Annotated in this window: 15 protein-coding genes; 5 read left to right on the forward strand and 10 right to left on the reverse strand. The window is 45.4% G+C overall.

What is annotated here, in order from left to right:
* Window positions 1-27: 27 nt before the first annotated feature.
* From ACXAGV_RS07280 to ACXAGV_RS07310, 7 genes are all read right to left on the reverse strand, one after another.
* Window positions 28-1,272: an allantoate amidohydrolase gene (locus ACXAGV_RS07280; protein ID WP_474872674.1), complete on the reverse strand. Its 1,245-nt coding sequence runs from the start codon at window positions 1,270-1,272 to the stop codon at window positions 28-30.
* The gene (locus ACXAGV_RS07285) at window positions 1,265-2,527 is read right to left on the reverse strand and encodes a pyridoxal-phosphate-dependent aminotransferase family protein (protein ID WP_474872675.1); all 1,263 of its coding nucleotides are present in this window, start codon (window positions 2,525-2,527) and stop codon (window positions 1,265-1,267) included. Before ACXAGV_RS07285 ends, ACXAGV_RS07280 begins: the two co-directional genes overlap by 8 nt.
* Before the next feature lie 10 nt (window positions 2,528-2,537).
* Window positions 2,538-3,356 (reverse strand): sulfite exporter TauE/SafE family protein, encoded by an 819-nt coding sequence (locus tag ACXAGV_RS07290; RefSeq protein ID WP_474872676.1) that lies wholly within the window; start codon window positions 3,354-3,356, stop codon window positions 2,538-2,540.
* A 134-nt stretch (window positions 3,357-3,490) separates the two neighbouring features.
* Window positions 3,491-5,068, reverse strand: coding sequence for a gamma-glutamyltransferase family protein (locus ACXAGV_RS07295; RefSeq protein ID WP_474872677.1), 1,578 nt, complete (start codon window positions 5,066-5,068; stop codon window positions 3,491-3,493).
* A gap of 192 nt (window positions 5,069-5,260) precedes the next feature.
* Complete coding sequence (locus ACXAGV_RS07300; RefSeq protein WP_474872917.1) at window positions 5,261-6,409, reverse strand: amidase; 1,149 nt, start codon at window positions 6,407-6,409, stop codon at window positions 5,261-5,263.
* Between the two features lie 402 nt (window positions 6,410-6,811).
* Window positions 6,812-7,375, reverse strand: a complete 564-nt coding sequence (locus ACXAGV_RS07305; RefSeq protein ID WP_474872678.1) for a DUF924 family protein — start codon at window positions 7,373-7,375, stop codon at window positions 6,812-6,814.
* 155 nt (window positions 7,376-7,530) lie between these two features.
* The gene (locus tag ACXAGV_RS07310) at window positions 7,531-8,364 is read right to left on the reverse strand and encodes a MurR/RpiR family transcriptional regulator (protein WP_474872679.1); all 834 of its coding nucleotides are present in this window, start codon (window positions 8,362-8,364) and stop codon (window positions 7,531-7,533) included.
* A 440-nt stretch (window positions 8,365-8,804) separates the two neighbouring features.
* Here ACXAGV_RS07310 and ACXAGV_RS07315 point away from each other — a divergent pair, with 440 nt between their 5' ends.
* Both ACXAGV_RS07315 and ACXAGV_RS07320 read left to right on the forward strand, forming a co-directional pair.
* Window positions 8,805-9,431 carry a CPBP family intramembrane glutamic endopeptidase gene (locus ACXAGV_RS07315; RefSeq protein ID WP_474872680.1) on the forward strand — a complete coding sequence of 209 codons (627 nt, stop codon included), beginning with the start codon at window positions 8,805-8,807 and terminating at the stop codon, window positions 9,429-9,431.
* A 47-nt stretch (window positions 9,432-9,478) separates the two neighbouring features.
* Window positions 9,479-10,825 carry a mechanosensitive ion channel family protein gene (locus ACXAGV_RS07320; protein WP_474872681.1) on the forward strand — a complete coding sequence of 449 codons (1,347 nt, stop codon included), beginning with the start codon at window positions 9,479-9,481 and terminating at the stop codon, window positions 10,823-10,825.
* A gap of 133 nt (window positions 10,826-10,958) precedes the next feature.
* Here ACXAGV_RS07320 and ACXAGV_RS07325 read toward each other — a convergent pair whose 3' ends face one another.
* From ACXAGV_RS07325 to ACXAGV_RS07335, 3 genes are all read right to left on the reverse strand, one after another.
* Window positions 10,959-12,008, reverse strand: coding sequence for a DUF3080 family protein (locus ACXAGV_RS07325; RefSeq protein WP_474872918.1), 1,050 nt, complete (start codon window positions 12,006-12,008; stop codon window positions 10,959-10,961).
* Window positions 12,009-12,142: 134 nt separating this feature from the next.
* Window positions 12,143-12,904: a pteridine reductase gene (locus ACXAGV_RS07330; protein WP_474872682.1), complete on the reverse strand. Its 762-nt coding sequence runs from the start codon at window positions 12,902-12,904 to the stop codon at window positions 12,143-12,145.
* A 170-nt stretch (window positions 12,905-13,074) separates the two neighbouring features.
* Window positions 13,075-13,959, reverse strand: coding sequence for a fructosamine kinase family protein (locus ACXAGV_RS07335; RefSeq protein WP_474872683.1), 885 nt, complete (start codon window positions 13,957-13,959; stop codon window positions 13,075-13,077).
* 484 nt (window positions 13,960-14,443) lie between these two features.
* Here ACXAGV_RS07335 and thrS point away from each other — a divergent pair, with 484 nt between their 5' ends.
* The 3 genes from thrS to rpmI all read left to right on the forward strand — a co-directional run bounded on the left by thrS (window position 14,444) and on the right by rpmI (window position 17,328).
* On the forward strand, window positions 14,444-16,360 hold the full coding sequence (gene thrS, locus ACXAGV_RS07340) for a threonine--tRNA ligase (protein WP_474872684.1): 1,917 nt from the start codon (window positions 14,444-14,446) through the stop codon (window positions 16,358-16,360).
* Between the two features lie 112 nt (window positions 16,361-16,472).
* Window positions 16,473-17,012: a translation initiation factor IF-3 gene (infC, locus tag ACXAGV_RS07345; RefSeq protein ID WP_179985174.1), complete on the forward strand. Its 540-nt coding sequence runs from the start codon at window positions 16,473-16,475 to the stop codon at window positions 17,010-17,012.
* 118 nt (window positions 17,013-17,130) lie between these two features.
* Window positions 17,131-17,328 carry a 50S ribosomal protein L35 gene (gene rpmI, locus ACXAGV_RS07350; RefSeq protein ID WP_012518091.1) on the forward strand — a complete coding sequence of 66 codons (198 nt, stop codon included), beginning with the start codon at window positions 17,131-17,133 and terminating at the stop codon, window positions 17,326-17,328.
* Window positions 17,329-17,341: the final 13 nt, after the last annotated feature.

Raw genomic sequence — 17,341 nt, forward strand, 5'->3', positions numbered from 1 at the left:
TTAATTAAAACTTTACTGATAAGAACATTACGCGTGCTTAAGCGTGCTGATCGTTCTATAAAGCACCGACAAACTGGCTGCCACGTCATCATCGGTTATAGACTCAGCAGGGTGATGGCTAATACCACCCTTACAGCGCGTGAACAGCATGGCTACAGGGCAAATATCTGCAATAGCCATGGCATCATGCCCTGCACCAGATGCAAGGATTCGAGGAGCAACACCGCTTTCTTCAACGCCACGAACTAGCGCTTCTTTCAACTGGCTATCGCAATGTACTGCCGGCGCACTGTGGGTTTGCTCACGAGTGAGGGCTACTTGTCTAGATTGCGCAATGTCGTCAAATTTTTGCAATATTTCTGCCAATACTAAATCGCGTAAATCGTCATCTTCGCTTCGAATATCCAAGGAAAATCGTGTGCGCCCAGAAATCACGTTTACGCCGTTAGGTGCGTTTTCAATTTTCCCAACCGTGGCTACAACACCCGGACGTTGTAAGCTAATACTCTCTACAGCAAGTAGCATCTCAGCACTAGCGCACAGGGCGTCGCGGCGCATAGACATGGGCACAGTGCCGGCGTGGCCCGCCATACCTTCTACCGTAAAGTTAAAGCGTTTCGCGCCTGCGATGGCACTTACAACCCCTACAGGCAGGTTTTCTTGCTCTAAAACAGGGCCTTGTTCAATATGAAGCTCTATGTAGCCTAAAATGTCAGTGCGAGAAATAGTTGCACTGTTTACTGCATCGAAATTAAGCCCAAAGTTCGTCATGGCTTGCTCGAGGCTCACGCCATCTTCGTCTTTTAAGTGGCGCCATTGCTCTTGCCACTTGCCGGTTAACGCACGGCTTCCTAAAAGCGTAGTGCCGAAACGCGTGCCTTCCTCGTCACAAAAACCGACGATGTCGATGTGAAAGGGGAACTTAGTTTGTGTACCATCGAACATGGCCACTAAAGAAATAGCTGCGACCACGCCAAGCATTCCGTCGTACTTTCCGCCATTAGGTACCGTATCGAGGTGGCTGCCTAAAATTAGTCGCGGCGCGTTGGGCACGCTCGATGTGTAGCGACCCCAGATATTACCAACGGCGTCTTGCCACGTAGTCATACCTGCTTCAATCATCCAGCCAGACGTCAGTTGATTGGCAAGTTTGTGTTGCTCAGTCAAATACCGCCTGTCTAGACAAGAAGCGTCCTGGCTTAAGGTACCTAATGTTTCGCACCTTGCCATAACTTGCGTTGCCAATTCAGCAAATGCTGAGAACTCACTCATTCGCAGCTCCTGCCGCTTTGGCGTAAACGCTAAGCGCAGCATCTACCCCTTTACCCACAGGTAGCGCATGGCCTTGCATGCGAAGTACGGTTTCAAGCGATTGAAGTGTGTGAAGTACAGCATCTTCTCTGGCGTTGTAGCCCATCGTGCCAATGCGCCAAATTTTGCCTTTTAGCGGACCAAAGCTAGTGCCGATTTCGATATTAAAGCGCAGCAGTAGGGTTTCGCGAACTTCTTCGCCGTGCACACCGTCAGGAATATGAACACCTACCACGTTGTACATTTTGTGTTTCAGGTCACCGAATGGTTCTAGCCCCATAGCCTGAACACCCGCTAGCATGGCGTCGCCAGCCACTTTATGACGTGCGATAACGTTTTGCTGGCCTTCTTCTAAATGTAGGCGCGCGCATTCACGCGCACAATAAAGCATGCTGGCCGCTTCTGTGTGGTGGTTTAACCGCTCTTCGCCCCAATAATCCATGATCATCGGTAAGTCGAAATAGTTTGAGCGAATTTTAGGGCCGCGTGCGGCTTCGTGATGTGCATCGCGAATACCGGCTTCAACGTGATGGCGAGTTCGCACGGTTTTAACAAACTTGTCGCTAAGGGTAATAGGCGCACTGCCCGAAGGACCACCTAAACACTTTTGCAGGCCAACTGATACTGCATCTAACTTCCATGCGTCTACGTCTAGTGGGTTACCGCCTATTGACGCTGTAGCGTCGCAGTAAAATAAAACATCATGGGCTTCACAAATAGCACCAATATGCTCAAGCGGTTGAAGCATGGTGGTAGACGTATCGCCTTGCACAATGGCAAGTAGCTTAGGTTTTACTTCTTTTACAGCGGCTTCAATTTGTTCAGGCGTAAAGACTTCGCCCCAAGGTACTTCTATAGTGTGTACTTCAGCATCGGCACGCTCTGCAATTTCAGCAAGCAAGTGACCAAAGCGCCCAAATATAGGTACAAGTACCTTATCGCCCGGTTCTATAGCTGATACCAAAACGGCTTCAATGCCAGCGCGCGATGTGCCATCAACCAGAAAAGTTTGCTGGTTATTGGTATTAAAAACATCACGGTAAAGCTGCATTACCTCATTCATATAGCCAGTCATCACCGGGTCGTACTGGCCCACTAACTGGGTAGACATGGCACTTAGTACGCGTGGGTAGCAGTTAATTGGGCCAGGGCCCATTAGTAAGCGAGGTGGCGGAGAAAGCGGTGCGAAAGTACTTGTAGTCACTTCTTTATACATTTGGGCACTCCTAGATAAGCACTTGCGCCAACATGCGCAAGCCAGTGATGATAAGAACAACAGCGAAGATTTTCTTAAGTAAACCTGCGTCTAGCTTGTTGGCAATGGTCGCGCCGACTGGTGCAAACAGCACGGTAAGCGGAACAATGCAGGCAAAACCTAATAAATTGACGTAGCCGTAAGTTGCAAAGGGGGCGTCAGCAGGTGTGGTGCCTACGAATAACAATGTAAGTGCCGCAGGTAGCGAAATAATTAACCCTACCGCTGCAGCAGTTCCCACAGCTCTGTGCGCTGGGTAATTACAAAAAGTGAGTGTAGGCACGGTTAGCGTACCGCCACCAATACCCACCATAGAGCTAAACAAACCAATACATGTTGCCATTACTGACTGACCTGCACGGCCTGGTAACCCTTTAAATAGCGCATCTTTTTTGCCAATAAGCATGTTAATGGCTGATAAGGTTGCAATAATGCCAAACAGCAGGGTAAGGAATGTTGGGTTCACCACGATTACCGCATAGCTTCCCGCAAGTACCCCAATTAAAATGAATACTGCCCAGGCTTTTAGCAGCGCAAAGTCAACGTTGCCTTTACTGTGGTGAGCGCGAATAGAGCTAACTGACGTAGGGACAATGGTTGCCAATGATGTGGCCGTGGCAATAACCATGGCGCTTTCAGGCGACACGCCAAGGGCTTGAAATAAGAAAAACAGTACCGGCACAATTACAATGCCGCCACCTACGCCAAGCATACCTGCTAGTATGCCGGCAAATACGCCCGTTGCTGCGAGCGACAATATAACCGTTAGGTTATCCATTAAGAACTGCATGTGGTTTCTTTCTCTTTAACAATTATTGTTTATTTGATTTTGTGAGCGTGTAACTAAAATCCGTCTTTGCAGACCTATTCCAGCAAACGCACCCTAGTTGATGCGTTTACAAAGTTATCTCTAGCGGTAAAAAGCTAGCGATGGCCTAAATAGGCTTTACCATCACTTCTAGGATCGCTTGCGCCGCTTACGGTGCCTTCTGTGTCCCGAATAATCGCCCCAGCGTGACCCATAAGTTCGTTGCAAGGGTCTACCGTCACCATATCGTGGCCCCTTGCCAGTAAGCTCTCACCCACATATTCAACTAGATCTCGCTCTGCTTTTAAATTGTGACTTTGATCACCCCAGGTTCGACCAAGCAACCAGCGGCCAAGAGAAATCGCTTTGTCGATAGGCTGTCCGTGGTAAATATGTCGGGCGAAAAGTGCAGCCTGAGTCTGGGGCTGACCTTCACCGCCCATGGTTCCGTAGCTCATGCGGCGACCATCAATAAGTTCTGCAAACGCTGGGTTTAATGTGTGGAATGGTTTCAACCCCGGCGCTAAATATTGATTACTGTTCGGGTCTAGCGAAAACGAGGTGCCTCGGTTGTTCCAAACGATACCCGTTTGCGGGCTTACTATTCCCGAACCGAACTCCCAATAAAGTGATTGAATGTAGCTCACCATGCGCCCTTCCGAGTCGCAGCAGCCCATCCAAATAGTATCGCCATGCTTGGCTTCGTGCGGCCACGGCAATGCTTTATCCAGTGAAATGTTTTTCGCCATTTCATCAAGCGCGTCGTCACTTAACAGGCTCTGTAAATTAACCGGAGTTCGCGACGGGTCGGTTACATTTGCATTGCGGGCAATGAAAGCTTGTTTCGTACACTCAATAAGTAAGTGCACCATGTCGGCGTCGGTATTGCCTAAATGCTGAACTCTGTCATAAAGCGCTAAAATAATAAGCGACGCGACACCTTGGGTGGGGGCCGGTAGGTTATAAAGCTTGCCCTTGCTGGTAGAAACTGACAATGGCTCTACAATTGTTGCTTTATAATTGTTGAAATCTTCAAGGCGAATAGGGGAGCCTGCTGCTTCTAAATCTTCAGACAGTTTTGTTGCTAACTCACCGTGGTAAAAGTCATCAAGCCCTTTTTCTGCCAAGTGTTTTAAGGTTTCTGAAAGCTTTGTAAGTTTCAATATTTTACCCTTTTTAAGGGCCTTGCCTTTAATCAAAAACTGGGCGAAATTCTCATCCAAGCTTAATTCATCAAAGGTTTTATTGCTGGCATCCACTAAGCTTTGAGTAACTTCAATTCCCCAATTTGCTTGGCTTATCGCCGTATCGAACAATGTGCTTAAGGGCAAACCACTTTGCCATTCATGGCTTATTTCAAGGGCAGCTTGCCATCCAGCAACGGCGCCGGCCATAGTTAACGCAGACTTACCGCCTCGGCTAGGGATGGCATCGCATCCTTCGTAAAAAGATGGCGTTGCACCTTTTGATGCTACGCCAGATGCGTCAATACCAATAGGTTTTTTGCCCGGCTCACTAATTAGCCAAAACCCATCACCGCCCATACCGTTCATGTGCGGGTATTCAACCGCAATAGAGGCAGCAGCCGCCACCATAGCTTCAATCGCAGTACCGCCTTTTTCTAGTATGTTTAAACCCACTTGCGATGCAGCAAAGTGAGGGGCAGTAAACGCGATGTTTGGTTTTTCACTCATATTTATTTCCTTCTAAAACTCAGCAACCACGCCGTCAGCTTGAGCCCTAGTTAGTCAAGAGCTAGGCAAATTGACGCGCATTTAGGTCTTACTTCCGCTTTCTACTTTCAACTTGAGTGCGATAGGGCGCTTTATGCCTTATTTAAGTGCGATTTAACTGTGACTTAAATAAGACCAGCACACTGTGCACGTTTAGCGAGAGGTTAGCTTTTTTGCCAACGCGAGAAGTGCAAGATCGTTGCCTTTTTTGCCCACAAGCGATAATCCGCACGGGGCGTTGTGTAGGGTAAACAACGGCAAATGAAGCTGAGGTAAACCTGCAAGCCCAGCTATAGCAGTGAGTGCAAGCAAAGCGTTTCTATCATTTGCCAGAGTCGTTTCGTCGGCATCGCAACGAGGTGCAACACCGGGTGTTGTGGGAATAACCAATACATCTATTTTTTCAAATAGCGCATTTAAATGATTTATTACCACGGTTTGTTGCGCTTTAGCGTGTTGTATATCTTGGGTTGTTATAGTTTTACACCAATTCAAGCGCAACATAATGTCGTCAGCGATATCGGGTTGAGTATCTTCAATCCATTCGCCATGTTGCTGCCAAATTTCATCGCCTTGTAAGGTACGAAATGTAGCGGCGGTTTCTAACGTCTTTAAATTTAGTTGTGCTTCTGACAACTCTATGCAGTTGCTGTGTTCAGCAAGCGTCGCAAGCCAGGTTTTGCATAGCGAATTGTGAGCTGTTTGTTCGAACAAGTGTGCTGCTATACCAAATTTTGGTGCTTCTGATATTGTGCTTTGCGTAACGCTATCAACGCAAACGCTTGCAACCTTAGTTAACGTATCTAGGTCACGGGTCATCCAACCTACGGTATCAAACGAAGGCGCAAGAGCTACCATATTGTCACACGTGACTGCCCCATGGGTGGTGCGAAGTCCCCATAACCCTTGGTAGCTAGACGGTACCCGTATAGACCCGCCCGTATCGGTGCCAAGGCCAATATCGGCAAGGTGGGCACTAACGGCCACAGCAGAGCCCGACGAAGAACCACCCGGAATATGGGCCGGTGCCACGGGGTTTACCAGAGCGCCGTAATGCTTATTTTGCCCATGTAAGCTATAAGCCAGTTCATCAGTAATGGTTTTACCTTTAAACGAGGCACCTGCTTTAAGTATATTCGCCACACAACTATTGGTATTTTCGGGTATTGAGTGGGTTGCCAACCAGTCTGGGTTGCCCGCAGCAGTAGGTAAACCTCGAATATGAAACAAATCTTTTACCGCAAGCCCTAATCCGCTAAGCGGCTTTGCGGCATAACGCGCGACCGTTAAACCTTTGGTCACCCCTTGGCTTGCCGCACTATTTGACGAAGACGCCTTGCCTTCACTATTACTAGTGCCACCAAAGGTTACTTCAATATTTTCAATTGCCTGTGTGAACCTTGCATCACAGGGCTTAAGTACAAAAGGAGAGCTCACAGCGCGTTACTTTTAAGTTATCGTTTCTTCATTTGTCTTTACTCAATGAAACAACTGTTTCATTGAAAAGTCAAGAGAAACGATTGTTACTTTGCAATGATAAAAAATAACCGTGCTATTACATCAAGCAATATTTAAAGGGGCAACTTGCCAAGTTTGCTAGATGGCGAACCCAAGAGTGTAAGCTTGAACGAAAAGAGCGGCAGCAGTTAGCTTTAAGCCTGAATGGTAAAAACAGGTTAAGCTAAATAGTGAAGACAAGGCAGTTTAGAAACCTTGAGGTGTCTTCTTTAGGAAAGCAACTTCTTCAGAGGTAGACTTGCGCCCAAGAATTGTGTTTCGGTGTGGATAACGTCCAAATCTTTCAATAACCTGTTGATGACGTTTTTCAAACGTAAATTCCCGTTCTAATCCTTCTTGTGAGAACAGTTCCATTGCTACATCGTGAATAGCTAGAGATTCACTATGCATAAATGGCATGTAAAGAAAGGCAAGTTGTTGCGGTGTTAGTACTTTGTCGGCTTCTACGCTTACCGCTTCTTGAGCAAGCACTAGCGCGATACTGTCAGCACTGAATGCGTCAGGATGGTTGCGATAGATGTTTCGCGAAAATTGATCGAGAACGATGATTTCGGCTAGTCTACCTGATGCAGTTGCACGCCAAGGCCAGAGTTCTCCGCGCGTCGCAGCTTTGTGCAACGAATAAAATCGCGATGTAATTGTCTTATCTAGTGCAGCATCTTCCGTAAACCATTGTTCAGGCGATAATTCGCCAAACCAAAAGTCTACTACACCGTTAGCTTCTTCCATGACCACTTGCGTTTTTTCCATATATACTCCAACAACACGCTCAAAGCAGTAAAATTAAAGTCATCTAGACTTATACCTGACTTTGAGTAAAAAAGTTCCGTTTTCGCTTGCAAAATAGCAATAGTCTGCTATTTGCTATTGCATAGTATTGCTTAAAAAGTGTGCTATGTGAAGGGCTAACGTTTAGGGCTTTCTAGTTCATCCATCTGAATGTAGATATCAGTAATGGCGTCAACACGGTCGGCAGCCTTGCTACCTAATACTTCATAGGTCAGATTACACAGTGATGCTACTAGACTCATTGGCGCAGCATAGCTATCAAAAGGCGAGTCGCTGCCGATGTGGGTTACAACTAAGTGGTCTACATCGTTACGATAACCTTGGCCTGTAGGGTCGGTAATAAGTACGGTTTTACAGTGCTTAATACTATTTAAAACAAACTTGAATTGGCGGGTTCTACGGCGAAAGCCAAAAAGTACCACCAGGTCATTTTCGGTTAAGTCGATAATATCTTCGCTGAGCGTTTGACCTGGTTGGGGGAGGACGCGTACCGATGCCCTAATCTGTTTAAGCTGCTGCCTAAAATGGAGGGCTATGGGATAAGCGTTGCGAAACCCAATCAAAGTAACTTGACCCGCCGAGGCAAGCAATTTAGCTATATCACTTAGTGCTTCAGACGATGTGCCTTCGAACGTGTTGGCCAGGTTTTTACTATCACTTTCGTGTTGTAAAACGCCGCTTGACGGACTTACTACAGGTACGCCTTGCTCACGTAACTGCACAAGCGCTTCTTTGGCTTGTTGGTGCGAATCGAAGCCAAGTTGACGAAAGAACCGACTTACTGTTGCTTTCGACGTCCCTGTTTTTTCAGCAATGAGTGATGTGGATTGACTTAACACGGCAATGGGGTTTTGCTGAATATAATGCGCGATGGATTTGCCCGAAGGAGATAACGAGGCATAGTGTTTTTCGATTTGTTGTAAAACGTCGCTAGGGCTACTTTTAGTCATTGGTATCGCCTTATACATCTTGCGCAATTATTTCACGACTTTTGTGCGATATACAAACACAACGTGAAATCCTCCGTCTCCCTCCTTCAAATACAGATAAAGTGAAAGGTAAAACGATGTTGCATTAAGCGTATCTATTTCTTAAATTTTCGCAAAGTAAGCACTTTTTAGTGCCTTCGAAAATAAAAAGTTTAAATCTTATAATAGGTTACGCAAATAGCGTGTTTTATAGGCCTAAAGTATCACCTAATTAATAATTCAAACCCTGCAAACTGGCACTACACTTTCATACATACTAACCGTAAAAATTCATAAAAGTGTCATCGGTTGGTAATTATGTTGTTGGCCTTACTTGGATCTCGAAAGCGTAAATCTTTTTTTGCGGACCATTTTGCAGATCATAAAGCAGGGGCGACGTAACTAAGAGAAAGAGGTGAATTGTGGCAAAGCTTTGGTCTGAATTGATCTTGCTATTTGTAGCAGTTCCTTTTGCTGTTCTCTACTGGATTAAGCATTCTGCAGATTATCTCATGCCCATCTTAGGGGTAATGGGGCTTTGCTGTTTAGCTGTCTTGTTAGCAGATAAACAATTTAAACGTGTTAAATTGTGGCATTGGGAAGACTATCGAATACATCTTAAAAGTACGCTTAGGTTATTTCTGCCATGGGCAAGTTTACTAGCGCTGGTGGTTTACTTTTTAAAGCCTGAATTATTTCTGCATTGGCCTATGAACCAGCCGTGGATGTGGGTGGCTACCCTGCTTATTTATCCCATTGTTTCGGTTATTCCCCAAGAAATTATCTTTCGTACCTATTTCTTTCACCGCTATAAACAAATCTTGCCCTCAAAATACACGAGGTGGGCATTAAGTACTTTTTTATTCGGTCTCGCACATTTAGTGTACGGTAACTGGGTAGCGGTAGTGGTCTCTTGGATTGGCGGCGCCATATTTGGTTACCGATATATGCAAACAAAATCAACGCCCGTTGTGGTGGTCGAACATGCCCTGTGGGGAAGCTTCTTGTTTACCATTGGGTTGGGATCTTATTTGGTTATTGCATCGTAAATATTTGTATTAAAAATTTATTCACATGAACGCCAAGGAGTAAGGTTATGTTCAGTGTTCAGCAAATCGTAGTGCTTCATATGCTAGATAAGTGCATGGGGCTTCTCTTTCAGCATATTGAAACGCCCCTAAGTGAACGCTTTGTGCAATCTTTACTGCAGCAAAACGAAAATGGCGCAGCAATAAGCAGTTTATCAAGCGCACAGTCGCTACTTTCTCAGCTTTGGGAGAGCTTTGTTTATCGTTTACCTGGTTTGGCGCTAGGCATAGTTATCATGGTGGCGTTTATACTTTTAGCGCCACATATTGCAAACGTACTCGTCAAGCCGCTTACCAAAACTACCACTTCACCGTTATTACGTTCAGTAATTCAAAGAAGCGTTAGCCTAATTTTAATGCTGCTTGGTATTTATCTTTTTTTGTTTTTAGCTGGGCTGACCGGGTTTGCGATTGCGGTGGTAAGTGGCACAGGGGTAGTAGGGCTTATCCTTGGCTTTGCCTTTCGCGATATTGCAGAGAATTTTATATCAAGTTTACTACTTACTATTCAACGTCCATTCAGAATAGGTGACATCGTTCAAATTAACGACTTTACGGGCATTATTCAAAAAGTCACGGCGCGTGCCACTACCTTAGTTGATTTCGATGGTAATCATATTCAAATACCCAATGCCACCATATACAAAGGAGTAATTAAAAATTTAACGGCTAACCCGCTTATGCGCGGGCAGTTTGTTATTGGTGTGGGCTACGATGCAGACATACAAGAGGCTCAGCGAATAGCGCTAGAAATTACAGTGGGACAAGAAAATGTATTAAACGACCCTGAACCGCAAATTTTAATAGATGAATTAGGCTCCTCTACGTATAACGTTAAAGTGTATTTTTGGGTGGATGTAGAGAGAACCAGTGTGTTGAAAATGGCGTCTGTGTTAATGCGTAACATCACACAAGCGTTTTTAGACGCCAACATTAGTATGCCTGACGATGCGCGTGAGCGCATATTCCCAGAAGGCATACAACTTAGTGTTGAGAAAACTGAAAGCACAGGTTCACAGAGCGCCGAAGCAAGCCCAGTAAATCAACCAGAAGGCCAAGAAAGCCTATCTACGGAGGGAGCTGGTAGCAAGTCTGGTATCAGGGATTTGGCCGATGAAAACAGGGGGGGTGGTGCAACTAATGAAAATTGTCGGGCTAAAGGTAATCAAAGTGCGAACCCGTTAGGTCATGACGCAGCGGGTGATTATGGGGTTGAATCTGAAGGTACTACAGAGCAAGACAAAAAGCGTAAACAGCGAGCGCCAACGCAAGATGACACGTCTTCTGAAGCGCATGAAATAAGAGAACAGGCCCGTAGGTCAAGGGATCCAGAGGCGGGTGAGAATATTTTATAGTGCAAAGTGCTGCTGTGGTTTTAACGCTGCTGGAAACAATTAAGTCGTTGAGCTAAATATGCTTCAGCAGGCTTAAAGTATCAAAGTAGTGCTGCTTAAGCCTGCGATAACCCATCCAGTACACGCAGCAGCGTTAGACAGGTGGTACAGGCGAAAGGTTACATCTGCCAAGAAAATCTTGCCAGAGGTTTACATGGGCTTTCATGGCACGACTGTATTTATCAAAACCGTCTTGCGACTGTTGCCTGATATAGCGTTTGAATTCTTCATGTAGCGACGGCTGTTCAAGCCAGTCTTCCCACAATGGTGCTAGCTTGTAATGGTACTGGTTTACCAGGCTACCTACAGGCTGTATTTCTTCAATAAAAAACAAGTAAAACACATTGCGCAGTATTTCGGCTTTGTCGCTGGCACGGCCCTGTGGGCAGCTTACTGCATCAAGCTCAGTAACAAGCATATTCGTAAGTAGAGAAAGGTTTTGCGTTAAGGTTTGTTGTGTGTGCCAAAGGGTAGCGGGTAATCGTGCTGAGCGTATAATTTGTAGCTGCTGCTCTAGCTCGCTACTGTCTATTGGGTTTTGGTTTTCTAAATGTAAACTGTCAAGGTAATACAGCGCGTTCACGCTGGATAAAGCATCTTTATTGTGTTCGACCGACATTAGACGTTCAGGAGTATTCAGTGCTAAACGCAGTTCTTGGCTTCCTTGAATTAAGTTTGCCCATGTTTTGCTGTAATCTTGTGTTTTTTGTTCACGCCATGATGCGATGGTTGCTGCCAGCGCTGCGTTATTCTTATTCGTCTCGTTTTCTTTCGTGAGCGCTGCTTCACAGCTTTTAAGTACAGTCAGCAGCTTACTTTCATATACCAACCTTTGTGAAGGCAGCTGGCTTTTGCCTAACGACGTATTGCGCTCGGCCACAACAGTACCCAACTCACAATCTTGCAGCGCATAAAACTCGCGCAGGTTTATGCTCAGGCCTTCAATCGTTTGCTTCAGCGTGGCTGAGTCGGCAAGTTTGGGAAGCGGTGTGGTGATTTTATTGTTAAATGTATCTGGTAGAGGAGTATCAAGCACACGAGAAAGACGCTGCGCATAATCTTCAATACTGTGTTTCACGGTACTGCCACCAAAGCAGCCTAGCAGCGTAAATAAGCTAGCGCTGATAATTCCAACGCGGCACAAGTTTGTTGCTTCAGAGCCAAAGGCACTTTTTAGCTGCAATGTTCGCTGTTTAAGGTGGGGAGGCCACAATCGTTTAAGTCGCAAAGCAGGTTGCCAGCCAGCGTTGGGCTTTATTGTTTTTTGTTGAATAACTTTCACGCGGATGCACCGGTATAAAGGCCGCGCCCGCCATCAACATAAATGATTTGCCCAGTGATGTATGAAGCCGATGTTAAAAATGACAGGGTATTAGCGATATCGTTAGGTGTGCCGAGTTCGCCAAGAGGAATACTTGATAAAAGTTTGTCTTTCTCCTCGTCACCCATTTCACGTTCAGGCCACAATATCGCCCCTGGCGCAATACCATTAACGCGAACATGGGGCGCTAAGTCTATCGCTAAAGATTGAGTGAGCGAGGCAAGGCCCGACTTAGCAATTAAATAAACGCTATGCTTGGGAAGTGGGCGGTCAATGTGCATATCGACCATATTAATAATGCAGCCTTTACTTTCTTTTAATGCTTGAGCTAGCGCTTGAGATAAAAACAACGGGCCTTTTACGTTGCTGCCAACTAGCGAGGTCCAATCGTCTTGGGAAATTTCGCCAACAGGCGTTGGATAAAAGCTAGACGCATTGTTCACTAAAACATTAACTTGACCCCAAACACGTAATGCTTGCTGGCCTAGCGCATTTACCTCGTCGGCGTTACACAGGTTGGCTTGTAGGCAGGCGGCAGAATCTGCACGCCGACTATTAAGCTTGTCGGCCAGTGCAAAGGCATCGTCTTTAGAGTGCCCATAATGAATGATAATGCGATAGCCTTCGCTATGAAGCTTGCACGCCATGGCGGCGCCTATGCGTTTAGCTGCCCCAGTAATCAGTGCAACAGGAAGCGCTACAGGGCCTGAGTCTGTCATAATAAAAGCTACTCTCTATTTTAAATCTGTTTATGGCTAATTACAGCCTGCGATGATTTGCATAACGCACCTTGAATAACCAAATGCAAACGCTTTTGCAGCAGTTCGCTGTTAAAGCGGTTGGTATACAAACAACAAGGGTTAGGTTGCATGCCGCTTCCATTACTGCACTAATGGCTGTAAATTTCGTCAACTATTTGCTTGGCTTGCGCAATGTAATGCGCGCCGAATAATAACCCGTGATTTAAAATATGGTAAAGCTGGTAAATTGGTTTTCTTAATTTGTAATTTTTTTCAATTAGCGTGTGTTGGTTATAGCCTTCAAAGAAGGTTTGCGGAAAGCCACCAAACAGTTCTGCCATGGCAAGGTCGGTTTCGGCGTCACCAACATAGACGGCAGGGTCGAATAACACCGGCCCTTTTTTGTTAAAGCCCGCATTGCCAGCCCATAGATCGCCGTGCAGAAGTGAAGGGTGGGGCTGATGCAGACTCAAAAGATGCTTCACTTTAACAACAATACTTTCTACATCACCATTTTCTTTTGACCATAGCCCATTTGAAGCCAAGCGTTCAAGCATACTGCCGATGCGCTTTTCAGCAAAGAAGTCAGCCCACGATGCCATGCGCCCGTTGGTTTGCACGCTTGCACCTATGTAATTGTCATGGGGCCAACCATAGCTTGTGTAGGCGTTAACCGCATGAAGCGCAGCAAGCTGCTGTCCTAAAGTGAAATAGTCATTTACCACAGGCTCAATAAATCGAATGTGAGACAGTACCAAATATTCCATGTTCGGTGTTTCGTTAGCAGTAATGCCGTGACAGATGACCCGCGGTGTTGCTATGGTTTTGGTGTTAGCTATGGCGTTAATACCCTCGGCTTCATGAGATAATTGCTGGGTGTCGTCATACCTACGGGTTTTAACGAAATAGCGATGAGTGGAATCTTTTATTATGTAGCTGTCGTGTGTATCTCCGCCACTGACGCGATCGGCTTTCTGGCAGCTAAAAAATTGCTGGGTTTCATCTGAAATATGCTCGCTGATAAAATGCCACATATTGCACGCTCTGCTTGGTTTAATACTCTTGCCCAATGCATTTATTAAGCGAGAATGTACTAGTATTGTACTGCAGTAAAAGATGCTTGCTAAACGCACAGCAAAATTCAGTAACCTTGCCACTACAGCCAGCGGTCTCGCGTTAAACTAAAGTATGGGTTAAAAATAGTGAAATGCATAAATTCCTCTTCCAAAATTTTGCTTATCGGAAAACAAACCTGCACTAATTAGCCAATTCGGGCTTTTCAATATTGAAGTTGACCATACTCTGGTTATAATCCACCACTTGCTTTATGCAAGAAAGTTAGCGGTTGTGTTATATGTACTCATTATTGAGGTACAAACGCCGTTTATCTAAAACAAGCTTCTAAAAAATAAAGCAAGTTTCGAGTGCTTGGGCCTTTTGACCCTCGATAGCACGCTTAAATTTTTCAAAAATATGCATGTGGCGCAGAGTAGGCGTCACCACTGTAAAGGAATTAAAATGCCTGTAATTACCCTTCCTGATGGAAGCCAACGCGCTTTCGATAACGCTGTTTCTGTATTAGACGTTGCAAACGATATTGGCCCTGGTTTAGCCAAAGCAACCATTGCAGGAAAAGTAAACGGTGAGTTAGTTGACGCCGTTGATATGATTGACGCGGACGCACAACTTCAAATTATTACTGCAAAAGACGATGAAGGTTTAGAAATTCTTCGTCACAGTTGCGCGCACTTGTTAGGTCACGCTATCAAACAACTTTGGCCTAACACCAAAATGGCTATCGGCCCAGTTATCGACAACGGTTTCTATTACGACGTTGATATGGAAGAAAGCCTAACCCAGGAAGATTTAGCCAAACTAGAAAAGCGTATGCTTGAACTGGCTAAAACCAATTACAACGTGGTTAAAAACAAAGTGAGCTGGCAAGAAGCACGCGATGCATTTGAAGCACGCGGCGAAAGCTACAAAATGGAAATTCTTGATGAGAACATCAGCAAGGATGACCGCCCAGCACTTTATCACCACGAAGAATACACAGATATGTGTCGTGGTCCTCACGTGCCAAACATGAAGTTCTGTCATCACTTCAAATTAATGAAAGTGGCAGGCGCTTACTGGCGTGGCGACAGCGACAACAAAATGCTTCAGCGTATTTACGGCACTGCATGGGCTGACAAAAAGCAGCTGAAGTCTTACCTACAACGCCTAGAAGAAGCGGAAAAGCGCGACCACCGTAAAATTGGTAAAGCACTTAACTTATTCCATTGGCAAGAAGAAGCGCCAGGTATGGTATTCTGGCACAACGATGGTTGGTCGATTTACACCGAACTAGAAAGCTTTGTGCGTAAAAAGCTGCGTGAATATGACTACGATGAAGTAAAAGGCCCATTAATGATGGACCGCTCGCTTTGGGAAAAATCGGGTCACTGGGACAAATACGCTGAAAACATGTTCACCACTGAATCTGAAAAGCGTGAATATGCCGTTAAGCCGATGAACTGCCCAGGCCACGTACAAATTTTCAACCAAGGTTTGAAATCGTACCGTGATCTACCGCTTCGTATGGCTGAGTTTGGCTGCTGTCACCGTAACGAACCATCAGGTGCACTACACGGTCTAATGCGTGTTCGTGGCTTTACCCAAGACGATGCTCACATTTTCTGTACTGAAGAACAGATCCTAGATGAGGTGAGTGGCTGTATTAAGATGGTGTATGAGACATACGCAGCGTTTGGTTTCGAAAATATCAAAGTTAAGCTGTCTACCCGCCCTGAAAAGCGTGTAGGTGCTGACGAGATTTGGGACAAATCAGAAGCTGCGCTTGCAGATGCACTTAAAGCTAACGATATCGAATTCGATTATCAGCCAGGCGAAGGTGCGTTTTACGGGCCAAAAATTGAATTTACCCTGCACGATTGTTTAGACCGTGCATGGCAGTGCGGAACCGTACAGCTAGATTTCTCAATGCCAGGACGTTTAGGTTCTACTTATGTTGCTGAAGATGGCGAGCGTAAAGTACCGGTAATGATTCACCGCGCTATTTTGGGTTCATTAGAGCGCTTCATTGGTATTTTAACCGAAGAATTTGCAGGTTTCTTCCCACTTTGGTTAGCACCTCAGCAGGTTGTTGTGATGAACATTACTGACAAACAAGCTGATTACGCATCAAATTGTGTAAAAAAACTGCAAGATTTAGGGTTTAGAGCAAAGTCTGACTTGCGAAATGAGAAGATCGGCTTTAAAATCCGCGAGCACACATTAAAGCGTATTCCATATATGCTAGTAGTGGGCGATAAAGAAATGGAAGCGGGCGAAGTAGCAGTGCGCTCTCGTCGCGGCGACGACCTAGGCAAAATGCGCCTGGAAGACTTTATTGCCATGGCTCAACAAGAAGTTGTAGAAAAGACAATTAAATAGTTGAGCAATTTGTGTATAATGCACAAGTAAGGTGTCTGCTTTTGGTTTTACTTTAGGTCAATCGACCATCCCAGAAGCAGACAAAAGAATTAAATGTTTGGAGGAATAGCACATTAAAGGCGCTAACAACAAGGCTCAGGGCGACAAAGCCCGCATTAACGATGAGATTAAAGCCAGAGAAGTAAGATTAATTGGCAAAGACGGTGAACAGGTTGGTGTGGTTTCGCTAGCAGATGCTACGCGTGCCGCTGAAGAAGCGAGCCTAGATCTAGTAGAAATCAGTCCGAATGCCGAGCCGCCAGTCTGTAAAGTTATGGACTATGGCAAATTCCTCTTCGAAAAAAGTAAAGCTCAAAAAGAGCAGAAGAAAAAACAGAAGCAAATTCAGGTCAAGGAGATTAAATTTCGCCCTGGCACTGATGAAGGCGATTACCAGGTAAAACTGCGCAACCTGCGTCGCTTTCTTGAAGGTGGTGATAAAGCCAAAGTTACGATCCGCTTCCGCGGTCGTGAAATGGCGCACCAAGACATCGGTATCGATCTACTAAATCGCGTTAAAGGTGATTTGGAAGATATCGCTACCTGCGAGTCTTTCCCACGCCGTGTGGAAGGCCGTCAGATGATCATGGTGCTAGCCCCAAATAAGAAGTAGTAACGGTCTAAAGTTTTAAGGAATCTGCACCCTTAAACACCTTGCTGCTAAACATTAGCCGGTATGAAGTGACTGCAACACGAAAAATACCGATATTAAACAATGCGGAGTTTTAGCAATGCCTAAAATGAAAACTGTAAGCGGTGCCGCCAAACGTTTCAAGAAAACGGGTTCTGGCCGCTTTAAAAGCAAACAGTCTCACTTACGTCACATTCTGACTAAGAAGAGCTCTAAGCGTAAACGTCACCTTCGTGGCAAAAAACTGGTTCATGACTCTGATACCAAATTGGTTCAGCGCATGTTGCCTTACGTATAAGACTTAGGAGACT

This window comes from Alteromonas sp. ABH4_453 (assembly GCF_056160665.1).

Coding starts and splice junctions, on each gene's coding strand:
- ACXAGV_RS07330 (WP_474872682.1), bottom strand. CDS start 12,904: ATGACAGACTCAGGCCCTGTAGCGCTTCCTGTTGCACTGATTACTGGG.
- ACXAGV_RS07335 (WP_474872683.1), bottom strand. CDS start 13,959: ATGTGGCATTTTATCAGCGAGCATATTTCAGATGAAACCCAGCAATTT.
- ACXAGV_RS07290 (WP_474872676.1), bottom strand. CDS start 3,356: ATGCAGTTCTTAATGGATAACCTAACGGTTATATTGTCGCTCGCAGCA.
- ACXAGV_RS07310 (WP_474872679.1), bottom strand. CDS start 8,364: ATGACTAAAAGTAGCCCTAGCGACGTTTTACAACAAATCGAAAAACAC.
- ACXAGV_RS07305 (WP_474872678.1), bottom strand. CDS start 7,375: ATGGAAAAAACGCAAGTGGTCATGGAAGAAGCTAACGGTGTAGTAGAC.
- ACXAGV_RS07320 (WP_474872681.1), top strand. CDS start 9,479: ATGTTCAGTGTTCAGCAAATCGTAGTGCTTCATATGCTAGATAAGTGC.
- ACXAGV_RS07285 (WP_474872675.1), bottom strand. CDS start 2,527: ATGTATAAAGAAGTGACTACAAGTACTTTCGCACCGCTTTCTCCGCCA.
- ACXAGV_RS07295 (WP_474872677.1), bottom strand. CDS start 5,068: ATGAGTGAAAAACCAAACATCGCGTTTACTGCCCCTCACTTTGCTGCA.
- rpmI (WP_012518091.1), top strand. CDS start 17,131: ATGCCTAAAATGAAAACTGTAAGCGGTGCCGCCAAACGTTTCAAGAAA.
- thrS (WP_474872684.1), top strand. CDS start 14,444: ATGCCTGTAATTACCCTTCCTGATGGAAGCCAACGCGCTTTCGATAAC.
- ACXAGV_RS07280 (WP_474872674.1), bottom strand. CDS start 1,272: ATGAGTGAGTTCTCAGCATTTGCTGAATTGGCAACGCAAGTTATGGCA.